Annotated in this window: 20 protein-coding genes and 2 pseudogenes; 21 read left to right on the top strand and 1 reads right to left on the bottom strand. The window is 37.4% G+C overall.

From position 1 onward, the window contains the following. Positions 1-20: 20 nt before the first annotated feature. The 8 genes from ADU24_RS17555 to ADU24_RS17520 all read left to right on the top strand — a co-directional run bounded on the left by ADU24_RS17555 (position 21) and on the right by ADU24_RS17520 (position 9,517). Entirely contained in the window at positions 21-449 is a 429-nt protein-coding gene (locus ADU24_RS17555; protein WP_053367840.1) for a GNAT family N-acetyltransferase, read from the top strand. 104 nt (positions 450-553) lie between these two features. Then, a complete protein-coding gene (locus tag ADU24_RS17550; RefSeq protein WP_231689704.1) occupies positions 554-1,234 on the top strand; it encodes an HAD family hydrolase in 681 nt (226 codons plus the stop codon). Between the two features lie 207 nt (positions 1,235-1,441). Beyond that, the gene (locus ADU24_RS17545) at positions 1,442-2,608 is read left to right on the top strand and encodes an ROK family transcriptional regulator (RefSeq protein ID WP_053367839.1); all 1,167 of its coding nucleotides are present in this window, start codon (positions 1,442-1,444) and stop codon (positions 2,606-2,608) included. A 252-nt stretch (positions 2,609-2,860) separates the two neighbouring features. After that, positions 2,861-3,595: a glucosamine-6-phosphate deaminase gene (locus ADU24_RS17540; RefSeq protein WP_053367838.1), complete on the top strand. Its 735-nt coding sequence runs from the start codon at positions 2,861-2,863 to the stop codon at positions 3,593-3,595. A 116-nt stretch (positions 3,596-3,711) separates the two neighbouring features. Next, the gene (locus ADU24_RS17535; protein WP_053367837.1) at positions 3,712-4,677 is read left to right on the top strand and encodes an ROK family glucokinase; all 966 of its coding nucleotides are present in this window, start codon (positions 3,712-3,714) and stop codon (positions 4,675-4,677) included. 516 nt (positions 4,678-5,193) lie between these two features. Continuing rightward, positions 5,194-6,567, top strand: coding sequence for a M20 family metallopeptidase (locus ADU24_RS17530; RefSeq protein ID WP_053367836.1), 1,374 nt, complete (start codon positions 5,194-5,196; stop codon positions 6,565-6,567). Positions 6,568-6,949: 382 nt separating this feature from the next. Beyond that, on the top strand, positions 6,950-8,347 hold the full coding sequence (locus ADU24_RS17525) for an MFS transporter (RefSeq protein WP_082306963.1): 1,398 nt from the start codon (positions 6,950-6,952) through the stop codon (positions 8,345-8,347). Between the two features lie 132 nt (positions 8,348-8,479). Continuing rightward, positions 8,480-9,517, top strand: a complete 1,038-nt coding sequence (locus ADU24_RS17520) for an aldose epimerase family protein (protein WP_053367835.1) — start codon at positions 8,480-8,482, stop codon at positions 9,515-9,517. A gap of 213 nt (positions 9,518-9,730) precedes the next feature. Here the strand turns inward: ADU24_RS17520 and ADU24_RS22705 are convergent. Continuing rightward, positions 9,731-10,105: pseudogene (locus ADU24_RS22705) on the bottom strand (transposase); the annotation flags it as partial. Between the two features lie 182 nt (positions 10,106-10,287). Between ADU24_RS22705 and ADU24_RS17510 the strand changes: the two are divergent. The 13 genes and pseudogenes from ADU24_RS17510 (at position 10,288) to ADU24_RS17450 (ending at position 23,294) form a co-directional block, all read left to right on the top strand. Next, a complete protein-coding gene (locus ADU24_RS17510) occupies positions 10,288-10,764 on the top strand; it encodes a hypothetical protein (RefSeq protein ID WP_053367833.1) in 477 nt (158 codons plus the stop codon). Positions 10,765-10,839: 75 nt separating this feature from the next. Continuing rightward, positions 10,840-11,220 (top strand): annotated as a pseudogene (locus tag ADU24_RS17505) (VOC family protein); the annotation flags it as partial. 1,007 nt (positions 11,221-12,227) lie between these two features. Continuing rightward, positions 12,228-12,974 (top strand): YveK family protein, encoded by a 747-nt coding sequence (locus ADU24_RS17500; protein WP_053367831.1) that lies wholly within the window; start codon positions 12,228-12,230, stop codon positions 12,972-12,974. Between the two features lie 16 nt (positions 12,975-12,990). Next, a complete protein-coding gene (locus ADU24_RS17495; protein WP_053368986.1) occupies positions 12,991-13,671 on the top strand; it encodes a CpsD/CapB family tyrosine-protein kinase in 681 nt (226 codons plus the stop codon). 97 nt (positions 13,672-13,768) lie between these two features. Then, entirely contained in the window at positions 13,769-14,533 is a 765-nt protein-coding gene (locus ADU24_RS17490; protein WP_053367830.1) for a tyrosine-protein phosphatase, read from the top strand. Between the two features lie 318 nt (positions 14,534-14,851). Continuing rightward, positions 14,852-15,745 carry a UTP--glucose-1-phosphate uridylyltransferase GalU gene (gene galU / locus ADU24_RS17485; protein WP_053368985.1) on the top strand — a complete coding sequence of 298 codons (894 nt, stop codon included), beginning with the start codon at positions 14,852-14,854 and terminating at the stop codon, positions 15,743-15,745. A 51-nt stretch (positions 15,746-15,796) separates the two neighbouring features. Further along, the gene (locus tag ADU24_RS17480; RefSeq protein ID WP_442853761.1) at positions 15,797-16,444 is read left to right on the top strand and encodes a sugar transferase; all 648 of its coding nucleotides are present in this window, start codon (positions 15,797-15,799) and stop codon (positions 16,442-16,444) included. A gap of 19 nt (positions 16,445-16,463) precedes the next feature. Continuing rightward, positions 16,464-17,405, top strand: a complete 942-nt coding sequence (gene fcl, locus ADU24_RS17475) for a GDP-L-fucose synthase (RefSeq protein ID WP_053368983.1) — start codon at positions 16,464-16,466, stop codon at positions 17,403-17,405. Positions 17,406-17,441: 36 nt separating this feature from the next. Next, positions 17,442-18,521 carry a GDP-mannose 4,6-dehydratase gene (gene gmd / locus ADU24_RS17470; RefSeq protein WP_053367829.1) on the top strand — a complete coding sequence of 360 codons (1,080 nt, stop codon included), beginning with the start codon at positions 17,442-17,444 and terminating at the stop codon, positions 18,519-18,521. 85 nt (positions 18,522-18,606) lie between these two features. Beyond that, on the top strand, positions 18,607-20,124 hold the full coding sequence (locus tag ADU24_RS17465) for an oligosaccharide flippase family protein (protein ID WP_053367828.1): 1,518 nt from the start codon (positions 18,607-18,609) through the stop codon (positions 20,122-20,124). A 20-nt stretch (positions 20,125-20,144) separates the two neighbouring features. Next, the gene (locus ADU24_RS17460) at positions 20,145-21,419 is read left to right on the top strand and encodes a hypothetical protein (protein ID WP_053367827.1); all 1,275 of its coding nucleotides are present in this window, start codon (positions 20,145-20,147) and stop codon (positions 21,417-21,419) included. After that, positions 21,412-22,197, top strand: coding sequence for a glycosyltransferase family 2 protein (locus ADU24_RS17455; RefSeq protein WP_053367826.1), 786 nt, complete (start codon positions 21,412-21,414; stop codon positions 22,195-22,197). The genes ADU24_RS17460 and ADU24_RS17455 overlap by 8 nt, the downstream gene beginning before the upstream one ends. After that, the gene (locus ADU24_RS17450) at positions 22,197-23,294 is read left to right on the top strand and encodes a glycosyltransferase family 4 protein (RefSeq protein WP_053367825.1); all 1,098 of its coding nucleotides are present in this window, start codon (positions 22,197-22,199) and stop codon (positions 23,292-23,294) included. The genes ADU24_RS17455 and ADU24_RS17450 overlap by 1 nt, the downstream gene beginning before the upstream one ends. Positions 23,295-23,302: the final 8 nt, after the last annotated feature.

The following is a 23,302-nucleotide window of genomic DNA, read 5'->3' as shown; positions in this document are numbered from 1 at the left end:
TAAAAATAGGAGATATTCGAATGATACGTGAAGCAGATAGAACGGATAAAACCCAGATTTTCAATCTCTATAAAATGTTGGTACCAAATAGTAAGAAAATGAATGTACTTGAGGACCAGATTGATAAACTGAGAAGGGATCCCCACAATTTTTTACTCGTATATGAGGATGAAGGAGAAATAGTAGGGACGCTGACACTAAATATATGCCTCCAGGCTTTGCACGGATTCAGACCCTATGGAGTTGTCGAAAACATTGTCGTTCACGAGCAGCATCGGAACAAGAAAATTGGCCAAGAACTTTTACGTTACGTTGAACAATATTGTAAATCGATAGATTGTCATAGGATTATGTTATTAAGCAACGCGGAACGCAATAATGCTCATCGCTTTTTTGAACGGGAAGGGTATGACGGTTCAATTAGCAGGGGGTTTAAAAAATACTTATAATTGAAGACCACGGTGGATGTTTTGGGGAATTATGTATAAGGACCCCGATGCTGTAAATAGGTAAAATGGCTAATATATCGGTGAAATAGTAGATCCGTCTCTTGATGCAGGAGGTTAGTATAGCTTTAAAATATAAATGCTTTATCTTAGACCACGATGATACTGGAGTTAAAAGCACTCCAGATATCCACTTTCCTTCATTTGTGGAGGCTCTTAAAGACTTAAGGCCAAATGATAAACCCATTACCTTAGAAGATATCGTTCGATACTGTTTCAATCCAGGTTTTTCTTCTTTGTGTAAAGACATCATTAAATTCACAGAGGAAAAACAAAAACATCAGCAAGTGGTATGGAAAAAATATACCGAATCAACTGTCCCTGACTTCTATGAACTGTTTGTAGAGACAATCCAGGAATTTAAAAAACAAGGTGGCATTGTTACGGTTGTTTCTCATTCTGAGAGGAGCCGAATTGAAAGAGATTATTCGATTCATTGTGGGTTTATACCAGACGCAATCTTTGGCTGGGAACTTCCGGAACATCAGCGAAAGCCACATCCATATCCAATTAAAGAAATATTAAATCGCTTTAATCTTCAGGCGACAGAAGCGCTGATGCTGGATGACCTGAAGCCTGGCTTGGAGATGGCGAGAAGCTGTCATGTGGATTTTGCCGCTGCTGGATGGTCTCACAGCATTCCTGAAATCAAGGAACAAATGAAATTGGAATCTAAATTTTACTTTGAAACTGTAGAGCAATTTAATAGATTTATATTGTGTAAATAAAAACGCTTGGGAGACCGGATGTTGTGAAGCAGTAGATCCGTCCCCTGTTTCATGTTTCATTACTCGTCGTTTATAAGTCATTCAGAATATGGACAAAGTGGCGGACATCGAGCATCACTACGGGACGGGTCGTGGTTTCCGTTGACTAAAAGGTATATAATAATTAAACTTAGTTTAATAAAGATTTGTGTTAAAGGAGGGGCGATGATGTCCACGTTTAATTTGAAATACGATCAAGGCCGGGTTAGGAAATATCATTATTTTATGCTATTAAGTTTAATTCAAAAACATAAACAAATCTCAAGAAGTCAATTAGCCGAACTAACCAAGATGAGTAATACTAGTATTGGAAAAATTATTAAAGAATTAATCAACGATGGGTTGGTTATCGAGGTCGGACAAATAGAAGGAGAGGTTGGCAGGCGGGCGACGCTTTTAGAAATAAACTCAAATGGTTCTTACATTATTGGTGTAGAAATAGATTGGAATGCGATTAAAATAGGGATTGTTGCTTTAAATGGAGAAGTGTTGGAAAAAAAGTACTTGGAATTTAACGCTAGTCAAGGAGCGGAAACTGCCCTTGATCAAATTGCTGATGAAATTTCCCTATTAACAGCTCAAGTTGATCAAGAGATTGTTAAAAAGATCATCGCGGTTGGGATCAGTATCCCTGGTCTTATTTCGTGGCCGGAAGGGGAAGCCCTGATTGTTCCTCAGTTTCACTGGGAAAACGTTCAAATAAAAGCCTACTTGGAAAAAAAGATTGATTATATTGTCTACGTTGATAATCATGTTCGGACCGTTCTATTGGCTGAAAGCTTATTTGGGAATATGACTGATTTTCATGATTCCGTTTGTATTTATATCGGGACTGGAGTCGGTGGGGCTGTCATGATGAATGGTGAAATTTTACGCGGTCATCTCAATACTCTTGGGGAAATCGGACATATTACAATGGAACCAAATGGAGCCATGTGTGATTGTGGAAGATTAGGGTGTTTGCAGACCTATGTGTGTTCCTCGGAAATTGAAAAACAATCGCAAAGACCAATTAATGAAATTTTCGCAGCCTATGAGAGAAAGGAAAATTGGGCGCTAAACCTGATTGACCGTGCTCGTAATTATCTTTGTTTAGCGATTGCCAATGTGATTTGTATGTATAATCCTAAAGGGGTGCTGCTGGCAGGGCCAATGGTTCAAGATTATCCAATCTTGGTCAAGGATATTGAAACAATTACAAACAAATATATATGGTCGCCGCTTAATCATTCATTTCACCTGATTCATCCGAGTATTGGCAATGATAGCGGAATCATTGGAGCCAGCGCTCTCGTTTTAAATGAATTTTTACGATTTACAAATGATGAAATTTAGTTTTTTAAAAGAACATCCACTTATTTAATTTTCAGTCTTGTAAGCAATTTCAGTTGTATATTAAATAAATGGGTGTTACAATTTGGTTAATTATTAAACTTAGTTTAACAATACAGCTGAATTTACAATGAATACCGTCGTATTTAATGTAAGGTAAACGAGGTCCTCCCCTATAGATAAACTTAGTTTAATAGCATGCAACCTTTTGAAACTTTTGTGTTATTAAAATATCTGTAAAAAGGAGAAATAGTGATGAAAATTATTCAGGTAAGAGATTATAACGAATTATCCAGAGCTGCATTTGATGTGATTGCTGAAACACTCAGGCAAAACGAGGAGGCAAGCATTAATACAACAACAGGCGCAAGTTATGACGGTACGTTCGAATTATTGGTTGAGGCGATTAATAAAGATGAAGTTAAGATTGAAAATGCCATTTTTACAAACTTGGATGAATATGTGGCTGAAAGAAATAAGCCTTTTACCGTCTATACATACATGCATAAAAAGTTTTACGACCTGATCAAAACCCACCCGAAATACATTGGTCTTCTCGATGGCAGTGTCGAGGATACAGAAGCGGAATTAACCCGTTACCGTAAAGTTCTTGAAAAATATCCTCGTGATTTGCAAATTGTCGGACTTGGCGTAAATGCCCATTTAGCCGCAAATGAACCAGGCACACCGTTTGACTCCCGCCTATTTTTAGCGGATAGTGACGAGTCCACCATTCAAAGCACAATGGGCTACCACAATTTGACGCCTGAGGAGGCGCCGACACAAATGCTGACAATGGGCTTGGCCGATATTATGGAGGCAAAGCATATTCTAGTTGCTTCATCGGGCGAAAGAAAAGCTGCAGCAGTTAAAGCAACACTTGAGGGCCCAATTCATGAGGAATGTCCAGCATCGATCTTGAGAACACATCCAAATGTAACCTTTATCATGGATGATGCTGCTGCGTCTTTGTTAGAGAAAAAGTATTAAAAAAGCAATCTGCCAATTTAATCGAGTCAGTGCCTAAAGCCGCTTGCTGTCTATGCTTTAGGCGCTGATCCCAAAATCAGTGTAAGAAAATAGGTAGCGCTAAAGGAGTAAGTGCAATGGAAATCATAATAGGAATTGATATCGGAGGGACAACTGTCAAAATCGGTTTCCTGAATCTGCAAGGAGATATCATTCATAAGTGGCAAATAGAAACGAATAAAGAGAGCCAAGGCCTTTATATTCTTGATGAAATTTGGGATTCAGTCGCCGGTAAAATTTCTGAATGGAACATAAGCAATATTTTAGGTATGGGTGTTGGTGCACCAGGATTCGTTGATAAAACAACAGGTATCGTTCATGAGGCTGTGAACATTGGCTGGCAAGACTTTAAATTGAGACAAGAGTTAGAAAAACGGTCTGGAATACCAGTATATGTAGAAAATGATGTGAATTTAGTTGCCTTGGGTGAAAATTGGCTAGGGGCTGGAAACAATACAAAAGAGCTGCTGGCGATAACACTTGGAACAGGCGTAGGCGGTGGCGTCATCGCCAATGGTGAAATTTTAAATGGAATGAATGGTACGGCTGGKGAAATTGGCCACATTATTGCCGATCCAAAAGGATATCCTTGTAATTGCGGCCGAACAGGGTGTTTAGATACGATTGCATCTGCGACCGGGATTGTCCATCAGGCAATGGACCGCATTGAAGAAAATCCTGAAAGTGGTTTAGCCGCCTTGTACCATAAGAATGGAACAATAGACGCAAAGGATATTTTTGATTTAGCCAAAAAAGGTGACAGAATCTGTGAAGAAATTATTAACCGGACGGCAGATCTCTTAGGATTACTCATTGCCAATGCCGCGATGATTGTGAATCCTTCTAAGATAATTATCGGTGGGGGAGTCGCGAAAGCTGGAGAGCAGCTTCTTCGTCCGGTAAGGCATTCTTTTCAAAAATATTCCCTGCCCAGAATTAGCGAGAAATGTAAAATTGAAACGGCCAAACTAGGGAATGATGCAGGAATGATTGGCGCCGCTTACTTGGTGAAACAAGAAAGGCAAAACATTTTACATGTATAGAAAACGATTATTTTTTTCGGCTTAAGGAAAGCGCTTTAAGAGTTACTATTGGGAAAAGCAGTGAAGATTTGTCCATTTAAAAGATAGCAAACTATTGATTTGCCGCTCCTTAGTAACGCGTTTGTAAGATTTGTTGAAAGATATTGTATTTTCTAAAAATATTGACTTTGACAAAAGGTTATACTACCATGTGGTTAATAAACTTTGATTAACAAATATGGTAAAATATATTGGGAAAAGCTTGAAATTAGCAAAAATAATGGTTTTATTGGGTGTAAGCCATCCATTTATTAATCTTAGTTTAACAATAGAGTGGCTGAGTAAGAATACTAGGGCTTCCACTATTAAAAAAGACCAAGCTAATGTAGGGAAATATGGTTTGCTTGGGGATGAATCGGTCATTCAAGGTTAGACAAATCGAAGGGGAGGTGGAAACAGCTATCTACATTGTTTCAATTTATTAAACAATGATTTGGTTTGATTCTCCTTAAATCTATGCTGGGAAGGATGAATAAAATGTCTGTTAAAGAGGAAGTATTCGCTAAAAAGTCTGTTAAAGAGGAAGTATTCGCGAAAATTGATGAAAAAAGGGACGAAATCATTGAGTTTGTTAGAAGTCTGATCAAAACTGAATCGGTAAATCCTGCGCATAATGAGAATTATAACGAGCGTGAATGTCAGAAAATAATCAAAGATAGACTTGTTGCAATGAATAAACTTACTATAGATGAATTTGACGTAGAACTAGAAAAATTAGAAGCGTATCGAGATCTACCTGGTTTTGTAAGCGGTTTTACCGATAAAATTCCATGGGAGAATCGCCCGAATGTTATAGCGTGCTTGCCAGGTCAGAAACCACAAAACGGACGATCGCTTATCTTGACTGGCCACTCAGATGTCGTTGCAGCTGACAATGTTTCAGATTGGAAATTCCCTCCTTTTGATGCTGTTATTGATGAAGGTGTGTTATATGGGCGAGGGTCTGTTGATATGTTGAGCGGACTTGGAGCTATGGTTATGGCCTTAGAATCAATCGTAGAATCAAAAGTAGAATTGAATGGCGACCTTTGGCTTGCTAGTTGTGTAGGAGAGGAAGCAGGAGGAACTGGGTTTCTCGCCATTGCAGATTATATAAGCAAGAATAACATTGAAATAGACGCAGGAATTATGGGTGAACCGACTGATTTAGATCTTAGCCTATTATGCCGGGGGATTATATGGGGAGATTTGATTATTCCTGGGCGAACAGGTCATTTAGAAGTAACGCAGCCCCATTGGACAGAAGGTGGAGCAGTGGATGCCATCCAAAAAGCACGGTACATAATGAATGCAATCGACGAATTTAACCAAGATTGGTTGACGCGTCCAGATAAAAACCACCCATTATTGACTGAAACCAATCAGGTAAAAATCGCATTGATTGAGGGAGGCCATGCACGATCCAGCTATGCGGATTACTGTAAGCTATCATTTAATATTCAGGTGTTGCCTCATGAATCAGATGAAAACGGTTTAGGTTCGAGCTCCCGAAAAGAATTTGAGGATTTTATTAAAAGAGTTGCAGACGCTGATCCTTGGTTAAGGGAAAATCCTCCAAAAATTAATTGGGTACTGGAAGCTGATTGCTCAGAGGTACCAGAAGACCACCCATTTGTGGATGTATTCAAAAATGCTTCAAAAGATTTAAGACCTGAATTAAAAACTTTCGGTAATGGGTTCCATACAGATACAGGGTGGTTAGATCGTCTAGGGAAAATCCCGACTGTAAACTTCGGACCAGGAAACCCAATGTTAGCACACACTACAAATGAAAACTGTAAAGTGGAAGATATCATTACTGCCACAAAAATGATCGCAGCCACTTGTATTGATTGGTGCAATAAAGAATAAAAAACAATAGCCTTCATTATAAGAAGAAAACCTAAAGAATACAAGATATAAGTTCCCATTCCTATAATGAACGTCATGTGAAATCTAATTAAAACTATTGCCCTATTAATACTAGTACAAATGGACACAGGCTTTCAGTAAAAGTTTTTAGAATTAAGCTGTGTTAAAGAAGTATGTTGATTTTTAACTACGTTGATTGAAGCGAAGGGCACCGACTCCTGCGGGATGCAGCGGCAAGGTGGAGACCCCACAGGCGCCACGGCGCCGAGGAGGCTCCACTGACGCCCCGCGGAAAGCGTGTGCCCGAAGTGGAAATCAACAGCCAAATTCAACAAAGCCTAAAATCAAATGTAAGCGCGCGTCAAAAAAAGGAGGGAAAAAAATGGGGAATCCACAATTGAGTAAACAGTCCATTAATCTATCATCTTCTAATAATAACAAAGTTGGATTAAGTGAAAAGATAGGCTATGGTCTTGGAGACTTAGCTACCAATCTTGCCTGGGCATCGATGAGTATGTTTATCGTTTATTTCTATACAGATGTTGTTGGAGTGGCTGCTGGTATAGTTGGTACGATCATTCTTTTTTCACGTATTCTAGATGGCATCTCGGATATAGCAATGGGAGCGATTGTCGATAAAACGAAGACTAAACATGGGAAGGCTCGACCTTGGATACTATGGCTTACCATTCCTTTTGCCGGTACAATGGTTGCGCTATTTGCGGTTCCTGATGTTGGCAATGTGGGTAAAATTATTTACGTTTTCATCACCTATAACCTGCTTGTCTTGCTTTATACAGGAGTAGTCATTCCTTATGGAACACTAAATACATTAATTACTCCGGATCAAGGGGAACGTGGTCTATTAAATGTTTATCGAATGTTCTTCGCTAGTATCGGAATCATTGTAGTCAGTACAGTCACCTTTCCTGTAATAAACTTTTTTGGAGGCCATCAGTCTGGTTGGGTAGCTGCTTATTCTATATTTGCTATAGCGGCAGTTATTATGTATTTTATTACGTTTAAAACAACCAAGGAAAGAGCGACAGAAATTTATCAAAAGGATAGTAATCATGATACATCTTTTATAACTGGCTTTAAGGGTCTTTTCAAAAACAAATACTGGGTTCTCACAATCTTTATCTTTATCTTCTATTATATAAATGACGCATTTTATAATGGCGGAACAGTTTTCTATGCACAATATCTAATGGGAGACCCACTATTGGTCGGGTTGTTAACGATGGCTATTTATATTCCTTCACTTGTGGGGATGTTGTTTGTTGCACCAATAATCAAACGTTTTGGAAAACGTAATGCCATGATGGGCGGAGCAATTTTATTTATAGTTGGGTCGTTAGTCATATTGATTAATCCAACAAACATAGGTGTTGTACTGACTGGGTCAATACTAAGAGGATTTGGAAGAGCACCTATTTTTGGAAGTATCTTTGCTTTGTTGCCAGATACAGTTGAGTATGGAGAATGGAAGACAGGGGTAAGAAGTGAAGGACTTGTCTATAGTGGTGGAAGCGCGGGAACAAAAATAGGCGCAGGTATAGGTGCAGCATTTGTAGGATGGATTTTAGCCTGGGGTGGATATGTAGGAGGAGCAGCAGTTCAAACAGAATCCGCGTTATTCGCCATTAACTCACTATTCATCTATCTACCTATTGTCACGTATATGATCCTACTAGTATTTTTGTACTTTTATAAGCTTGATAAAGAATATCCAAAAATCATCAAGGAGTTACACGCTCGAAAAGGAATAACAGTCTAATCAAATGGCATAAATGTGATATGAATGAAAAGGAGGGAGAGGGAATCTCCCTCTGCATTTAAACGAAGGATTAGTAATGGCAGTAGAGTTGGAAAAAGTCGCTATAAAATAAATGAACAGAGGTTATATCGTATGAATATAAAAATTGAAAATCTAAATGATTCATGGAAGCAATTCACCTTAAATAATGATCGTGGTATGTCAGTAAAAATCTTAAACTATGGAGGCATTATTACGGGTATTTTCGTACCTGATAAGCATGGAAATGTTGAAAATGTCGTTGTTGGATATAAGGATTACCGAGATTACGTAAAAGATCCAAATTATTTTGGGGCAATTGTTGGGAGAGTCGCAGGAAGAATACAGGATTCCTCTTTTACATTGGATGGTCAAACGTATACTGTGGATGAAAATGAAGGAAAACATCACCTGCATGGCGGAAGGAATGGCCTTCATTGTGTCATTTGGGATGATGAGATCATTGAAACTGATTCTTCTGTTAGTGTTAAGCTTAGTTATAGAAGCCTCGAAGAAGATAGGGGATATCCAGGAAATCTTACCGTTGCTGTAACCTATACACTTAATAATGATAACGATCTGATTGTTAATTATGAGGCAACAACTGATAAAAAAACGGTTTTGACTTTAACAAACCATACGTATTTTAATTTAAACGGTAATTTAAAGGAAACCATTCATAACCACCATGTTACGGTTGATAGTAGTCGCTTCGTTGAATTGGATGAAGAGCTAATCCCTACGGGGAAGATTTTAAGTGTAGACAAAACTTCCTTTGATTTTCGAAATGGCAAGTATCTAGCAGATGGAATTGAAAGCCCAGCAGAACAAAATAAACTTGCGTTAAATGGATATGATCATTACTTTCTTTTTGATAAACAAAAAGATAAAGATGTTATTGTAAAAGAAGAAAATAGCGGCCGTATCCTAACAATTAAGACAAATCAACCTGGTGTCGTCATCTATACTGGCAACAATATAAAGAATGGATTAGAGCTAGCTGAAAGAAGTTCGGAAAAGTATTTAGGGGTTACTTTTGAAACACAATCCTCTCCAGCCTCACTACATAATGAGGGGTTTCCAAGTATTATATTAGAGGCTGATGACACATATGAGCAGCAAACAGTATTTACTTTTGGAATAGAAAAATAGAAACGCTGAAGAGAAATGAATGGATGGAGATTTAAAAGGGTTTGGTAATTTTGGATATCACCTAAGAAACCGAGGCTAACAAGGCTTGGTTTCTTCAGAGTGTCGACAAAAGGCCGCAAGAGGGTGCCCTCTCGCGGCCTTTTGTCATTTTTGTGGAAAATACTAATGTTAATCCTGAGATAATCTTCTCCAGGACCTAACTCTTCGGGATTCTTATGAAACTTGCCAGGTCCAATTGGCCAGTTTCTTCAAATTCATTGCAGCAAAAGTAAGCATCGCCTGCATGGACAATTTTTTAAGACCTCGTAAGGTTGTCCACCGCATACCATGCTTTTCTTTCACGTCTACAAGGACACGTTCAATCGTTTCTTTTCGCTTGGTGTATATCTGTTTAATCTCAAGCGTGTGTCGCAAATGTTCAGCCTCTTCCAGGTAAGGCTCCCAAATGTGGCGCTGAATGAGCTTTTGGTGGTTTTTACTATCTGTACACTTCGAGAGGAATGGGAAGGAAGCACAAATCGCTGGGTCTGATTTATATTGGCGGTACCCTTCCTTCGTTGTTGTCGTGTACTTTAACTCCTGCCCTTTCCAGTCGTCATTTCCCTTAACGGAAAAGCTCCCGAAATATTAATGCTTTGGCTAGTATGATAATGGACCATTGTTATGTACATAAAATTCCACCGCCTTTTTATGTTGAAACCAGTCGGGATCTGAATCTTTTACCCGATATCTTCGTAATTAACTTTATGATTCTTTAGGAGTGAGAACTATTGGACGATCAAAAAATGAAGTTTCTTGACGGTATTGCCCTAGCCTTGGCTCTGTTGATATGCTCAATAATTTTGTATCTAAATCCACTTTTTTTAGGGCATAAGACTGTCACCAGTATCGTTGGAATCCTTTTCGGAGTTATTGGTTTTGCGGGCTTCATGCAGGAACTGTCACGGACATCTAAAAACGAAATACTTAAAAGTGGGCAGATCGATATTGCCTCTGCTGCTGTTATTGGAGTATTGGCCATCGTAATACATTATTATTTTTCGCATTGGGCAGTGAATATTTTGATTATCTTTTTCTTGCTCATGGCATTTTACGGTTTTTTTAGAGGGATGTTAAAGGTCTTGTTGATTCTCCGTGAAAATCGGACCAATTGGGTTTTAAAAATTCCTATGGTGATCTTGCATTTGGCTGTTTTCACATTAACAACTCTGCAACTGTTACAAATCCTTAAAGTTATTGATAAATGAAGCAAAAAGGATTCGGTGGTTAACTGAGTCCTTAATTGCTTTTAACCTTCAGTAAATTGTAGGGTTAATAGTTGCCAACCAGTGAAGGACCTAAACAAGTCAATGGAGTTTTACAAGCAAATTGGCTATGAATTCAACCCTCAATTCACCGACGAAAAAGCAGCCTGCATGATCATAGGCGAGAACATCTATGCCATGTTACTCGTCCAGCCCTTTTTTCAATCATTCACGAAAAAGGAACTGCCTAATCCACACGAAACGATAGGAGTCATTAACTGCCTTTCCGCTGAAAGCAGGGAACAAGTAAACGAAATAGTAGATAAGGCCATAGCGGCAGGCGGCTACGAACCAAGCGAGCCCCATGACCAAGGCTTCATGTACTACAGAAGCTATCAGGACCTCGACGGACATTACTGGGAGATTATGTACATGGATCCCAATGCCGTGAACAGTTAAGAAGGCTACTATCTCGGTGAATCAGTAAATCCGCCCCTGAAGCAATTTAACGCCCAATTCGCATATGAATTGGGCGTTAAATTTACCTCAAATGCTACAGAGCAGCTGTTAACCATTAAGAACAAAGGCTTTCAAAAGAGCAAGCCATCACGAAAGATGCATTAGTATCAGCTTAACCGAGTACATCCGAACGACCCACCTCTTAAACCAACTTTTTTGAAAAAAGCCCATCCTGACGGCAATTCGAAAGCAGCCAGGAGTCCGCACCAAGCCCTGCTCCCAAATCACAGTTGCCGAATTCCGGGAACAAGGCAGGAACACCCCAATCCGCACATCCTCCTTCACACCAAGATGCGCCCAAAACAACCTACCCGCCAGCATCGCTGTTTTGTACATACGGTTTTAAATTCTGCTCCGATTTCCTGGGAAAACTATCCCATCCGTTGAGATTTCTTCTCCAATTGCTGCTAAACCCTTTCACTGATACTCCCTCTGCAAATGCTACTAAACGAATCCCTTATGCTGATAAATGACCAGCAATTAGCTGATACGCAACCTAATTTTGCCCCGGAGCTTAGCCTTCAAGCCAGCATGGCTTTTAGTTAACCTCTGCCAGCCTGCTCTTTATAAACCGGCCCTTCGAGCCCCCAAAGTGTCGAAAATGTGAAGAGGAGGGACATTATTGTCGAAGAACAATTAAAGATGTAGTCAAAGTGCCCCATTTTGCCGATACAATGATTAATACAGAAAAGCAGTGAAGTAATCCAATTTGCCAGGTGCCAAACCGTTTAAAAACCAACAAACCTTTTTATTTACCCCGTTCCGACGAAACAAAACATCCAAATTATAGAAAATATAAAAATACCTACAAATTTTGGCATTGTTGTGGTTTAATAGTCTCAATGGAAACTTAAGCAAATTAGTAGAAAATACCCCAAAAACCGACTTATTTTGTATATTACCAATACTTTGGATAAGAAAGTTTGATAAGAAAGCAGGAGGACTTCATGGAAGAAACAATTAGTTTGAAAGAATTGCTCGAAACGTTGAAAAAACGTCTGGTGCTTATACTATCCATTACTTGCATTGCCGCCCTAATTAGTGGAGTCGTTTCGTTTTTTGTCCTGACGCCCATTTACCAGGCATCCACGCAAATCCTTGTAAACCAGAACAAAAGCGAACAAACAGTCTACAATTACAATGAAGTGCAGATGAACCTGCAGCTCATTAATACGTATAACGTCATCATCAAAAGCCCGGCAATTCTCGACATCGTCAAAAAAAATCTAAAACTTGATGAAACCGTGAACCTGAATGAAAAAATCACGGTCGGCAGCGAAAAGGATTCCCAGGTAGTCAACCTGTCAGTCCAGGATCCGGATCTGGTAATGGCTGCGCGGATCGCCAATGAAACGGCATCTGTCTTCCAGGAAGAAATCGTTAAAATCATGAACGTTGATAACGTCAACATACTCGCAAAGGCTGAAGTAAGGGAGAACCCGGCTCCAATCAAGCCGCGTCCACTCCTGAACATCGCGATTGCGATTGTCGTCGGCTTGATGGCGGGGGTTGGCCTTGCGTTCCTATTGGAGTATTTCGACAACACCGTTAAAACTGAACAGGACATTGACCGTATACTTGGCCTTCCTGTCCTAGGCGTAATCGCAACAATAGACAGCGATCAAATCATTGAGGCAAAAGCGAAGCGGATTGAGCGAAGAACACGAGCAAGAGGTGAGAAAATTGGCATTTAGAAAAAAATACAAAAAAATGGCAGCGCCGACTCGAGTGATGCTGGTTACCCTTTTTGATCCAAAATCAACTATTTCCGAACAATACAGGACAATCCGGACAAACATACAGTTTTCCTCTGTCGACCGGGAAGTAAGATCTTTGATGGTCACGTCCTCCGGGCCTTCGGAAGGCAAGTCAACGACGGCAGCGAACTTGGCTGTTGTTTTTGCCCAGCAGGGGAAAAAGGTCCTGCTTGTCGATGCCGACATGAGGCGCCCGACTGTGCATTATACGTTTAATCTTCCAAATACATTTGGGATGACGAACGTTTTGACAAAGCAGGTTTCATTTTCTGAAGCGGTCAGGGATACAGATGTCGAAGACCTATATGTTCTCACAAGTGGGCCAATTCCACCCAACCCTGCGGAATTATTAGGCGCGGCATCAATGGGGCAACTTTTTGAAGAAGCGCTTGAAATGTTCGATCTGGTCATTTTCGACACGCCGCCGGTTCTGGCGGTAACCGACGCGCAAATTCTCGCCAATAAATGCGACGGCACGCTGCTTGTCGTTTACAGCGGAAGAACACAGATCGAGCTTGTCACGAAGGCGAAAGAATTGCTCGATGCTGCACAAGGCAAGCTACTGGGCACAGTCCTCAATCATAAGGAAATTAAGTCGAATGACTATTACTATCAATATTATGGCGGCAAATGACAGCTTTCGACAAATTAACCCCCTTTACGCTTTAAAGGGGTGCTGATAGTATTAAAGTCATAATGATTGGGAAATTTTTGGGAAGATGGTGGGTGGAATGGTCGATATTCATTGTCATATAATACCGAATGCCGATGACGGTGCTAAAAGTCTCCAAGATTCGATTGCCATGGCGAAAGCCGCAATAGGGCAGGGCCTCCGGAAGGTCATTGCTACCCCCCATCACCTTAACAGCCATGATGTGAATCCTAAGAACTCCATCCTCGAAAAGACTCAACAGCTGAATGAAGCCTTTCAAAAAGAGGGAATTGGTTTGGAAATACTCCCTGGACAGGAAGTTCGGATTTACGGGGAATTGCTAGATGGAATTGAAAACGGGGAAATCCAGCCACTCGCTGGATCTGAATACATATTAGTGGAATTTCCGTCCAACCATGTTCCGGCATATACAGAAAAACTGTTTTTTGATTTGCAGATAAAAGGGTACACTCCGGTCATCGCCCATCCGGAGCGGAACCAGGAATTGATTGAACGCCCTGAGGTCCTTTACCAGCTGATCAAAAAAGGAGCGCTTTCCCAGATTACGGCAACAAGCGCGGCTGGTTCATTCGGCAAAAAAATACAAAAGTTCTCACTCCAACTGATAGAGTCGAACCTTACCCATTTTATTGCCTCTGATGCGCATAACTCAACAAACCGTGGCTTCATGATGGACAGGGCATACAGCACCATCAAGTCTGCTTACGGAATGGACATAGTATTTATGCTCAGGGAAAATGCTGAGCTTTTGGTTGCGGGTAAGCATCCGCACCGCGAAATCCCGGTAAGAATCAAACAGAAAAAATTCTTTGGTTTATTTTAATTTACGCCAGGTAGGCTGCTTATTTTTCCATACTTTTGCCCGGGACAACTCGCTCCCGGCCGGCGAGGCTTTCCTGTCCGTTATACCTGGAGGCACTCGGCCATGCAGTGGGAGGCTGCCCTCCTTAGACGCGAATGTTGTCAATTGCATGGTGTGAGGACGGGTTAGATGCCCACTTATTTATATAGTATCGGTAGATGTCTAATGAAAGAATAGGGTGATTTACACTGTTTACACTATTTTTTCATTAGATATTTATTTTTATTTTTCAACAGATTAGAGAATAGAGAGTGGCTAAACCAATTAGGGGGGAACATGTTGAAAAAGGTAAGGAAGGCAATCATCCCGGCAGCGGGATTGGGGACCAGGTTTCTGCCGGCAACGAAAGCGATGCCAAAGGAAATGCTGCCAATCGTTGACAAGCCGACAATCCAATACATAGTAGAGGAAGCGGTCGCATCGGGCATTGAAGACATTATCATCGTTACTGGAAAGGGTAAGCGTGCAATCGAAGACCACTTCGATGCTGCGCCTGAACTTGAACAGAACCTGATAGAAAAAGAAAAGCTCGAAATATTGGATAAGGTTCGTTACTCCACCAATTTGGCTGACATCCATTACATACGACAAAAAGAACCAATAGGCCTTGGCCATGCCGTGTGGTCGGCTCGCAAATTTATTGGGAATGAACCATTTGCTGTCCTGCTTGGCGATGATATCGTTCAAAGCGACATTCCTTGCCTCCAACAGCTGATTACGCAATATGAAGAAACATATTCCTCAGTAATTGGGGTCCAAACAGTTAGCGACAAGGAAACACATCGTTATGGGATTATTGATCCTTCCTCACAAAAAGGCCGGCGCTTTCAGGTCCGGAACTTTGTTGAAAAACCAAAACTAGGAACGGCTCCCTCGAATCTCGCAATCATGGGCAGGTATATCTTAACTCCGGAAATCTTTATGTTCCTTGAAAAACAAGAAAAAGGCGCCGAAGGAGAAATTCAGTTAACCGATGCGATTGAACAGTTGAACAAATTCCAGCGTGTTTTTGCTTATGACTTTGAAGGAAAGAGATATGATGTGGGCGAAAAGCTTGGCTTTGTAAAAACCACACTTGAATTTGCTTTAAACCATGAAGATATAAAAGAAGAAATGATTCTTTATCTGAAAGAACTAGTTTCGTCATTTGAACAAGAAAAAGTATTGATATAGGGAAAGAAGGGAACGTGGTTGGATAACCTGGCAAAAACAAATACCGTTTTTATTGATTCGCAAAAAGCTTATCCAATACAACTGAACAAAAGTAAAATCTATCCTTATAGCAAGCGGTTCATTGACATTGTCGGTGCTTCAGGGGGCCTACTTGCACTAAGCATTGTTTTTTTGTTTGTCGCCATTTTGATTAAACTTGAAGATCCCAAAGGTCCAATATTCTTTTCCCAAAAACGGATTGGGTTAAATGGAAAAGAGTTTAAGATATATAAATTCCGCTCCATGGTATCGAATGCAGAAGAAAAGCTTGCTGAACTGTTAAAGTTCAATGAAGTTTCCGGTGCGATGTTTAAAATGAAAGAAGATCCCAGGATCACAAGAATAGGAAAGTTCATTCGAAAATCAAGCATAGATGAACTGCCTCAATTAATTAATGTTCTAAAAGGAGATATGTCGTTAGTTGGGCCACGTCCGCCGCTTCCGCGTGAAGTAGCGGAGTATACAACCTATCACAAACAAAGGTTGTTGGTTATTCCTGGATGTACAGGCCTTTGGCAGATTAGCGCCAGAAACAGTGTCGGCTTTGAAGAAATGGTTGAAATGGACCTTGAATATATTAAAAATCGTTCCTTTATCTTTGATATTAAGCTTATTTTAAAAACAGTTTTTGTTCTGTTTGGATCAAAAAACGCATTCTAGAAAAGAAGGTATCGTTATGATGAATAAACAAGCCAAAATATATGTTGCCGGACACCGCGGCCTGGTAGGGTCTGCATTGGTAAGAAAATTAACTTCCCTTGGCTATGAAAATTTAGTCTTAAGGACAAGCAGAGAACTTGATTTAAGGGATAGAAACGCTGTGGACCATTTCTTCTCTAAAGAGAAACCTGAATTTGTGTTCCTGGCCGCTGCAAAAGTAGGCGGCATTGTTGCGAACAATGAATACCCCGCGGATTTTATTCGTGACAATCTTCAAATCCAAACAAATGTTATTGATGCTTCCTACAGGAACAATGTGGAGAAGCTTTTATTTTTGGGCAGCACTTGCATATATCCTAAAATGGCACACCAGCCTCTAAAAGAGGAGTTTCTGCTAACCGGTCTGCTTGAACCAACAAATGAACCGTATGCAATTGCAAAAATTGCAGGTATCAAAATGTGTGAATCGTATAACCGCCAATATGGCACAAAATATATTTCGGTCATGCCGACCAATTTATATGGGCCTCAGGATAATTTTGATTTGCATACTTCACATGTATTACCTGCACTGATTCGCAAGTTCCATGAGGCGAAAGAAAACCATGCACCTTATGTGGAAATCTGGGGAACCGGAAAACCAAAACGTGAATTCCTTTATTCAGATGACCTTGCCGATGCATGTGTTTATTTAATGGATAACTATTCAGGTAATGAAATCGTGAATATCGGTATTGGTGAGGATATTACCATTAAGGAACTTGCTGAGAACATTAAAGCAGTTGTAGGATATGAAGGGGAATTGAAGTTTGATACTTCAAAACCAGATGGAACACCTAGAAAACTTGTAGATGTAACAAAATTGAACTCGCTGGGTTGGAACGCTCAAACTTCGTTAGAAGATGGCTTACAAAAAGCTTACCAGTGGTTCCTTGAAAATGAAAAAACTAGCGTTAAATAAACCTATTATAATAGAAGAAATACGTTGGAGGATAAAATGAAAAAGGCATTAATCACAGGAGTAACCGGTCAAGACGGTTCATTTTTAGCAGAGTTCTTACTAGAAAAAGGTTACGAAGTACATGGTATTATCCGTCGAAGCTCATCTTATAACCAAGAACGTTTAGAAGACATCATGACTGAAGAAGAGTCAGATACTCTTCTTAATGATAAAAATTTCCACCTCCATTATGGGGATGTAACTGATGCATTAAATATTACTCGTATTATTGGTGAAGTCCAACCGGATGAAATCTATAACCTTGCGGCTCAATCGCATGTACGGGTGTCCTTTGATATGCCAGGTTATACATTAGATGTTGATGCAAAGGGAACACTTAATATTCTGGAGGCTGTTCGAATTCTTGGATTAACCGAAAAGACACGCGTTTACCAGGCATCAACTTCTGAATTGTTTGGTAAAGTCCAAGAAGTACCGCAAAGAGAAACTACTCCTTTCTATCCAAGATCTCCTTATGGTGTTGCAAAAATTTACGGATTCTGGATCACTAAAAATTATCGTGAGTCTTACAATATGTTTGCTGTAAACGGTATACTATTCAACCACGAATCAGAGCGCCGTGGGGAAACCTTTGTAACTCGCAAAATAACTTTGGCAGCTGCCCGTATAGCACAGGGTAAGCAAAAAAAACTTTCTTTAGGAAATCTTGAGTCTCTTCGTGACTGGGGTTATGCAAAGGATTATGTGGAATGTATGTGGTTAATTCTTCAACATGACAAAGCTGAAGATTTTGTTATTGCAACAGGAGAAATGCATACGGTACGCGAGTTTGTTGAAGTGGCCTTTAAACATGTTGGAATAGAGATTGAGTGGTCAGGTAAGGGGTTGGGAGAAAAAGGTATTAACAAATCAACTGGTGAAGTAATTGTCGATGTTGACCCAAGATTCTTCCGTCCTGCTGAAGTTGAACAACTATTAGGAGATCCAACTAAATCAAAGACTTTACTAGGTTGGAATCCTATAAAAACTTCTTTTGAAAAATTGGTTGAAATTATGGTTAAGGCCGATATTAAGAAGGTTAAAAACGAAAGTAGAAAAAAGATTATGTTTGATTAATATCATAAAAAAACCTTTTTACTATAAAAAGAATTTAAAAAATAAAGGCGCATAACGCGCCTTTATTTTTAGGTATGGTGATCTTTTGTTAAAGAAATATATAGAATCACTAAAAAATCAAAGGGATTTAAAAAATAGTATTTTTAACTTTTTATCTTTTATTATAACACCTTTAATTTCACTAATAGCAACACCTTTATTATTGCAAAATTTAGGCTCAGAACTTTTTGGAATTTGGATATTAGTTCAATCTGTTTTAATGATCTTAAGTATGGGAGACCTAGGAATATCCACATCAATTATTAAATTTGGTTCAAGTTATATTTCAAATTCTCAAAAAGAAAAATTTACAAAATTAATAGACTTTTGCTATGGAGTATCACTTATAATATCTGTCTTAATTTCCATAAGTACATGGTTTGCTGGCCCTTATATTGTTACATCTGTATTTAATGTGGATTTAAGTAACTTTCGAGTTGCTTCGATTGCATTCAAACTAATAGGTCTTATAGTAGGTATCAGACTTATTGGAAATGTATGGGCGAGCATTTTAATGGCTCACGAGAGGTACGACATTAAAGGCCAGATAAATATTTTATTTAACATTATAAGCAGTCTTTTTTCTATAATACTAGTTGTTTTAGGATTTAAGATTATCTCTTTAGTTGTCATGATATTAATAGTTTCTTTTTTAAATAATCTAATTTTATTTGTTAATGCAGTAAAGATATTTCCCTACATTACTTTTTTTCCAAGTTTTAATTTTAAACTGGAAAAAAATGTTATAAGCTATAGTTTTAATGCTTGGTTACAGCTTATAGTAAATATGATTTACTCTCAATCTGATAGATTTATTATAACTTCAACATTAGGCCCCACCGCTTTAGGATATTATTCCGTTTGTATCCAATTAGCATCCAAACTCCATGAAATTCCTGCAGCGGTTTGTTCATTTTTATTACCTAAGTTAAGTTCCTTACATGAAAAAGCCGATCAGCCCTTGTTAAGAAAAACCTACAAAAATTTTTATTTATTTGTATTGCTATTTTCTGTAACGAGTGGTTTTACAATGTTCATTTTCTCGCATGATATTTTAAGTTTATGGATAAATCCTAGTTTTGCAGATAAGTCTACCTTGTTATTAAGAATATTAATAACAACTTTTTTTGGTATGACTTTAGGAATTGTGCCTTATTATTATCTTAATGCGATAGGCCATGCAAAGTATATTACTAGGCTAGGTGCTGTAAATAGTAGCATTAGTGTAGTTTTAAGTTTATTTTTAACCCCAATATTTGGCGTGACAGGTACTGCTTTTGGAAGGCTTATCAGTATACCAACTAATATATTCATTCAAATATTCATAGAAAGAAAGTTTTTGAAAACCAAATTTAATTATATAAGGGCAAATTTAGTTCCAGTTATTTTTGTTTTTATAGTTGGGATTAGTTGGCTCGTACTAGTTGGAGAGTCGGACAATTATAGACAACTTTGGTTGTTTCTAATAAAAGTTTTTTCATTTTTTAGTTTGATAGCTTTATTTCTTACCATTTCATTTTTTAAAAAAAATTTTAAGTCCAAATTGAAGGTATTTATAAAATAATAAAAAAGGTTTTGATAGGGTTGGGTTTGAATAATCTTTTTACTAGGTTATTTCTAATTGGGGGGGCTTTTCAATTATCCCTATTTGGATTTCTTCCATATGGATTTAAATTTATTGGTGATAGTATCCTTTTCGGTTTAATTCTAGTTGCTTATCTTAAAGGATTTTTAAAAAAACTTCCTAATAAGTTTTCGAATGTAACTTATATAATTTCTGTAACATTTATCATTTATTATTTTATGTTAGGCCTCTACTCAATCTTTGAATGGGGAGAAGTAAAATCAACAATAATTTGGTCTAGAAGATGGCTTATTTTTAGTCTTTATCTTTTAATTACTTCAACTAACTTTAAAAACTTATTAAATAAAAAAATTATTCTAAGATATATGATTTTTGGGACGTTAGTGTCCATCCTTTCAATTATCTTGGAGAGAGATTTTGGTATAAATCTATCAGGAACTACCACATCTTATGAGGCACAAGGGGGATTGTTAATTGTAAAAACCTTCACCCCTGGAAATTTTTTAATAATGGTTTTTACGTTGTATATAACTGTAAAATTCCTATACTCATTTAATTTAAGATATTTCATATTTGCCTCTTTTTTTAATAGTTTATTTTTCTACACCATTAATTTTAGAAGTTGGTGGTTAGTATTTTTTGCTTCGATATTTTTATCGTTAATAGTGATATTTTGGATTAAATTTAATAAAGAAAAAATTAAGGTTAAAAAGATAATTATTCTTCATTTAATTGCTTTTTCTATTATTCTTATTTTAATTGCTTTAGGTAATACTATTGTCCTTCAGGCGTCTTCCAATCCTAGGTTTGAATGGATAACCTCCGCATTTAATGACTTTAAAAATGCTGATGGAAATATGGGCACAAGATTCGACAAAGATACGAGTAGAATTATTTCAATTTGGGAGTCCAATATTAATCAATTTAAACTATTGGGAGTTGGGTTTGTAGCAGAAGGTAGTTTAGGACATGCATTTCTAGGGTTTACTTCTGAAACAAATGATAGCGGTTGGGTTGAAGTTTTATTGACAGGCGGGATAGTTGGAAGTGCACTCTTCTTACTGGTTTGGATACTTAATTTAAGCAGAATTTATAAAATTATAAAAAGTGCTCCCACTAATGAAAGTATTGTTTTATTTGCAATCTGGTTTACTTCTCTTCCCTTAATGATTAGTTCTAATCCTTTTTTATGGGATTTCGGTTTTATCCCTATTATTTGGTTGTACTTATTCTCATTAAGCGAAGAAGTTAGAAAGGATGGAACTCATGGGTAATAATTCCACGAAATTTTCTATTATTACACCTTCTTTTAATCAAGGGGAATTTATAGAACAAACAATTAAATCTGTAATAAACCAAAGTTATAAAAACTTTGAATATATCATTGTAGACGGTGGCTCGACTGATAATACACATGAAATATTAAAAAAATATCTTGATCATCCTAAAATAAAAATAATAGTTGAAAAGGATGATGGGCAATCCGATGCAATTAATAAAGGTTTTAAGATTGCGACAGGACATTTAGTTGGTTGGATAAACTCTGATGATTTACTAGAAAAAGATTCTTTTAAAAAAATCTCAAACGAATATCAAAAAAATCCGAACGCTGCAATTTTCTATGGTGATTTAAAAATAATAAACGGAAATGGAATTAAAATAGGGTGTATTAAATCAGATAATATTGATTATTATTCTCTCTTAAATATCAAACCAGATGTTACACAACCTGGCTCATTCTATAATGGAAGTTTTCTTAAGGAGATAGGGTTTTTGGACAAAAGTATTCATTTCACCATGGATTATGATTTATGGCTAAGATTATTAAAAAAGGGTAATGCTATTAAAATTAATAGTATTTTAGCAAGTTTTCGATTCCAGCAAAATTCGAAGACAATTCAGAGAGGAAATGCATTAAAGTTTTGGAAAGATATTTTTTATATAAGAAAAAAGAAACATTCACCTTATATATCTAATAGATTATTTTTATACTTTCTAAAATGGTGTTTTCAATCTATCTTAAGAAAATTCCATTTAATTAGAGGGTTATAATGAGAAATTTTTTTTTGATTGGGAGTATAAATTCAGTTGAAAAACCAAATGGTCCAGCTAATGTACTAATGAACCTAATTCAACATTTTCAGACTGAAGGCATTAGTTATACTTTTATTAATACAAATACAAACAATTTTTTTCAAAAGTTTTGGTTGGTTTTGAAGTTAGTGTTTTTAGTTTTTACAAAAAACTCTATTATTAATATTCATTCTTATGGTTATAAAATTCCTCATTTGATACTTGGAATTAGTAAAGTGAATAAGTCAAATAAATATTATTTAACCTTGCATGGATTAATGAGTGAGGAAAGTAATTATTTAATTGGAAATAACTTTTATCAAGAATACAGAAATAATCAAGAGAAGTACAACAAAATTGAGAAAGATTTAATTGAACAATTCCCAAACTTGATTTTAGTTTCGCATCGATTAGAGGAAATTATTCGGAAAAAGTATAATAGGAATGAAAATCTCTTTGTAATTTATAACGGGGTTAAGTATAAAAGATTAAAACCTAAAGCAAATTTGAAGTCTCGGAATATAAAAACTATAATGGCTGGAGGCATTTTTAGTATAAAATCGATATTCGAATTAGTGGAAGGTATTCATTTTTTAAACAAAAAATTAAACTTAAATATTTCATTAGATGTTTATGGTGGATATGAAAGTGAAGCAAGTTTACAAAGGTTTTACAGTTTCATAGAAAGTAATGATTTGAAGGGTTCTGTACATTATAAGGGAATGGTGAGTAAAGGGGAATTGGAAGATTTATATGGTAGTTATGATTTTTGTTTTTGTATTAGCAAATTCGATACATTTAATTTAACATCCTTGGAATCAATGATCAATGGCACGCCAGTTATCATTTCAAGACAATGTGGTGCTTCTGAGCTAATTTCTAATTATAAAAATGGATTCTTAGTTGAAATGGATAATAACTACCTAATTGATTTGGAAAATATATTTAATTATCTTATTAAAGATATGGTATCTTATCAAAATTTATCGGAACACTGCTATTTTCTTGCTAGTAAATTTACTTGGCATAAGATTGGTAAACAATATTGGAATCTCTTTTTCAAAAAAAATATTTAAAGGTGAAT

It is taken from the genome of Bacillus sp. FJAT-27245 (genome assembly GCF_001273955.1).
Taxonomy (GTDB): domain Bacteria; phylum Bacillota; class Bacilli; order Bacillales; family Cytobacillaceae; genus Bacillus_D.
Note: the sequence above shows the minus strand (reverse complement) of the source record. Positions and strands in the feature narration are given on the sequence as shown.

Coding starts and splice junctions, on each gene's coding strand:
- ADU24_RS17555 (WP_053367840.1), top strand. CDS start 21: ATGATACGTGAAGCAGATAGAACGGATAAAACCCAGATTTTCAATCTC.
- ADU24_RS17550 (WP_231689704.1), top strand. CDS start 554: ATGCAGGAGGTTAGTATAGCTTTAAAATATAAATGCTTTATCTTAGAC.
- ADU24_RS17545 (WP_053367839.1), top strand. CDS start 1,442: ATGTCCACGTTTAATTTGAAATACGATCAAGGCCGGGTTAGGAAATAT.
- ADU24_RS17540 (WP_053367838.1), top strand. CDS start 2,861: ATGAAAATTATTCAGGTAAGAGATTATAACGAATTATCCAGAGCTGCA.
- ADU24_RS17530 (WP_053367836.1), top strand. CDS start 5,194: ATGTCTGTTAAAGAGGAAGTATTCGCTAAAAAGTCTGTTAAAGAGGAA.
- ADU24_RS17525 (WP_082306963.1), top strand. CDS start 6,950: ATGGGGAATCCACAATTGAGTAAACAGTCCATTAATCTATCATCTTCT.
- ADU24_RS17520 (WP_053367835.1), top strand. CDS start 8,480: ATGAATATAAAAATTGAAAATCTAAATGATTCATGGAAGCAATTCACC.
- ADU24_RS17500 (WP_053367831.1), top strand. CDS start 12,228: ATGGAAGAAACAATTAGTTTGAAAGAATTGCTCGAAACGTTGAAAAAA.
- ADU24_RS17495 (WP_053368986.1), top strand. CDS start 12,991: ATGGCAGCGCCGACTCGAGTGATGCTGGTTACCCTTTTTGATCCAAAA.
- ADU24_RS17490 (WP_053367830.1), top strand. CDS start 13,769: ATGGTCGATATTCATTGTCATATAATACCGAATGCCGATGACGGTGCT.
- fcl (WP_053368983.1), top strand. CDS start 16,464: ATGAATAAACAAGCCAAAATATATGTTGCCGGACACCGCGGCCTGGTA.
- gmd (WP_053367829.1), top strand. CDS start 17,442: ATGAAAAAGGCATTAATCACAGGAGTAACCGGTCAAGACGGTTCATTT.
- ADU24_RS17455 (WP_053367826.1), top strand. CDS start 21,412: ATGGGTAATAATTCCACGAAATTTTCTATTATTACACCTTCTTTTAAT.
- ADU24_RS17450 (WP_053367825.1), top strand. CDS start 22,197: ATGAGAAATTTTTTTTTGATTGGGAGTATAAATTCAGTTGAAAAACCA.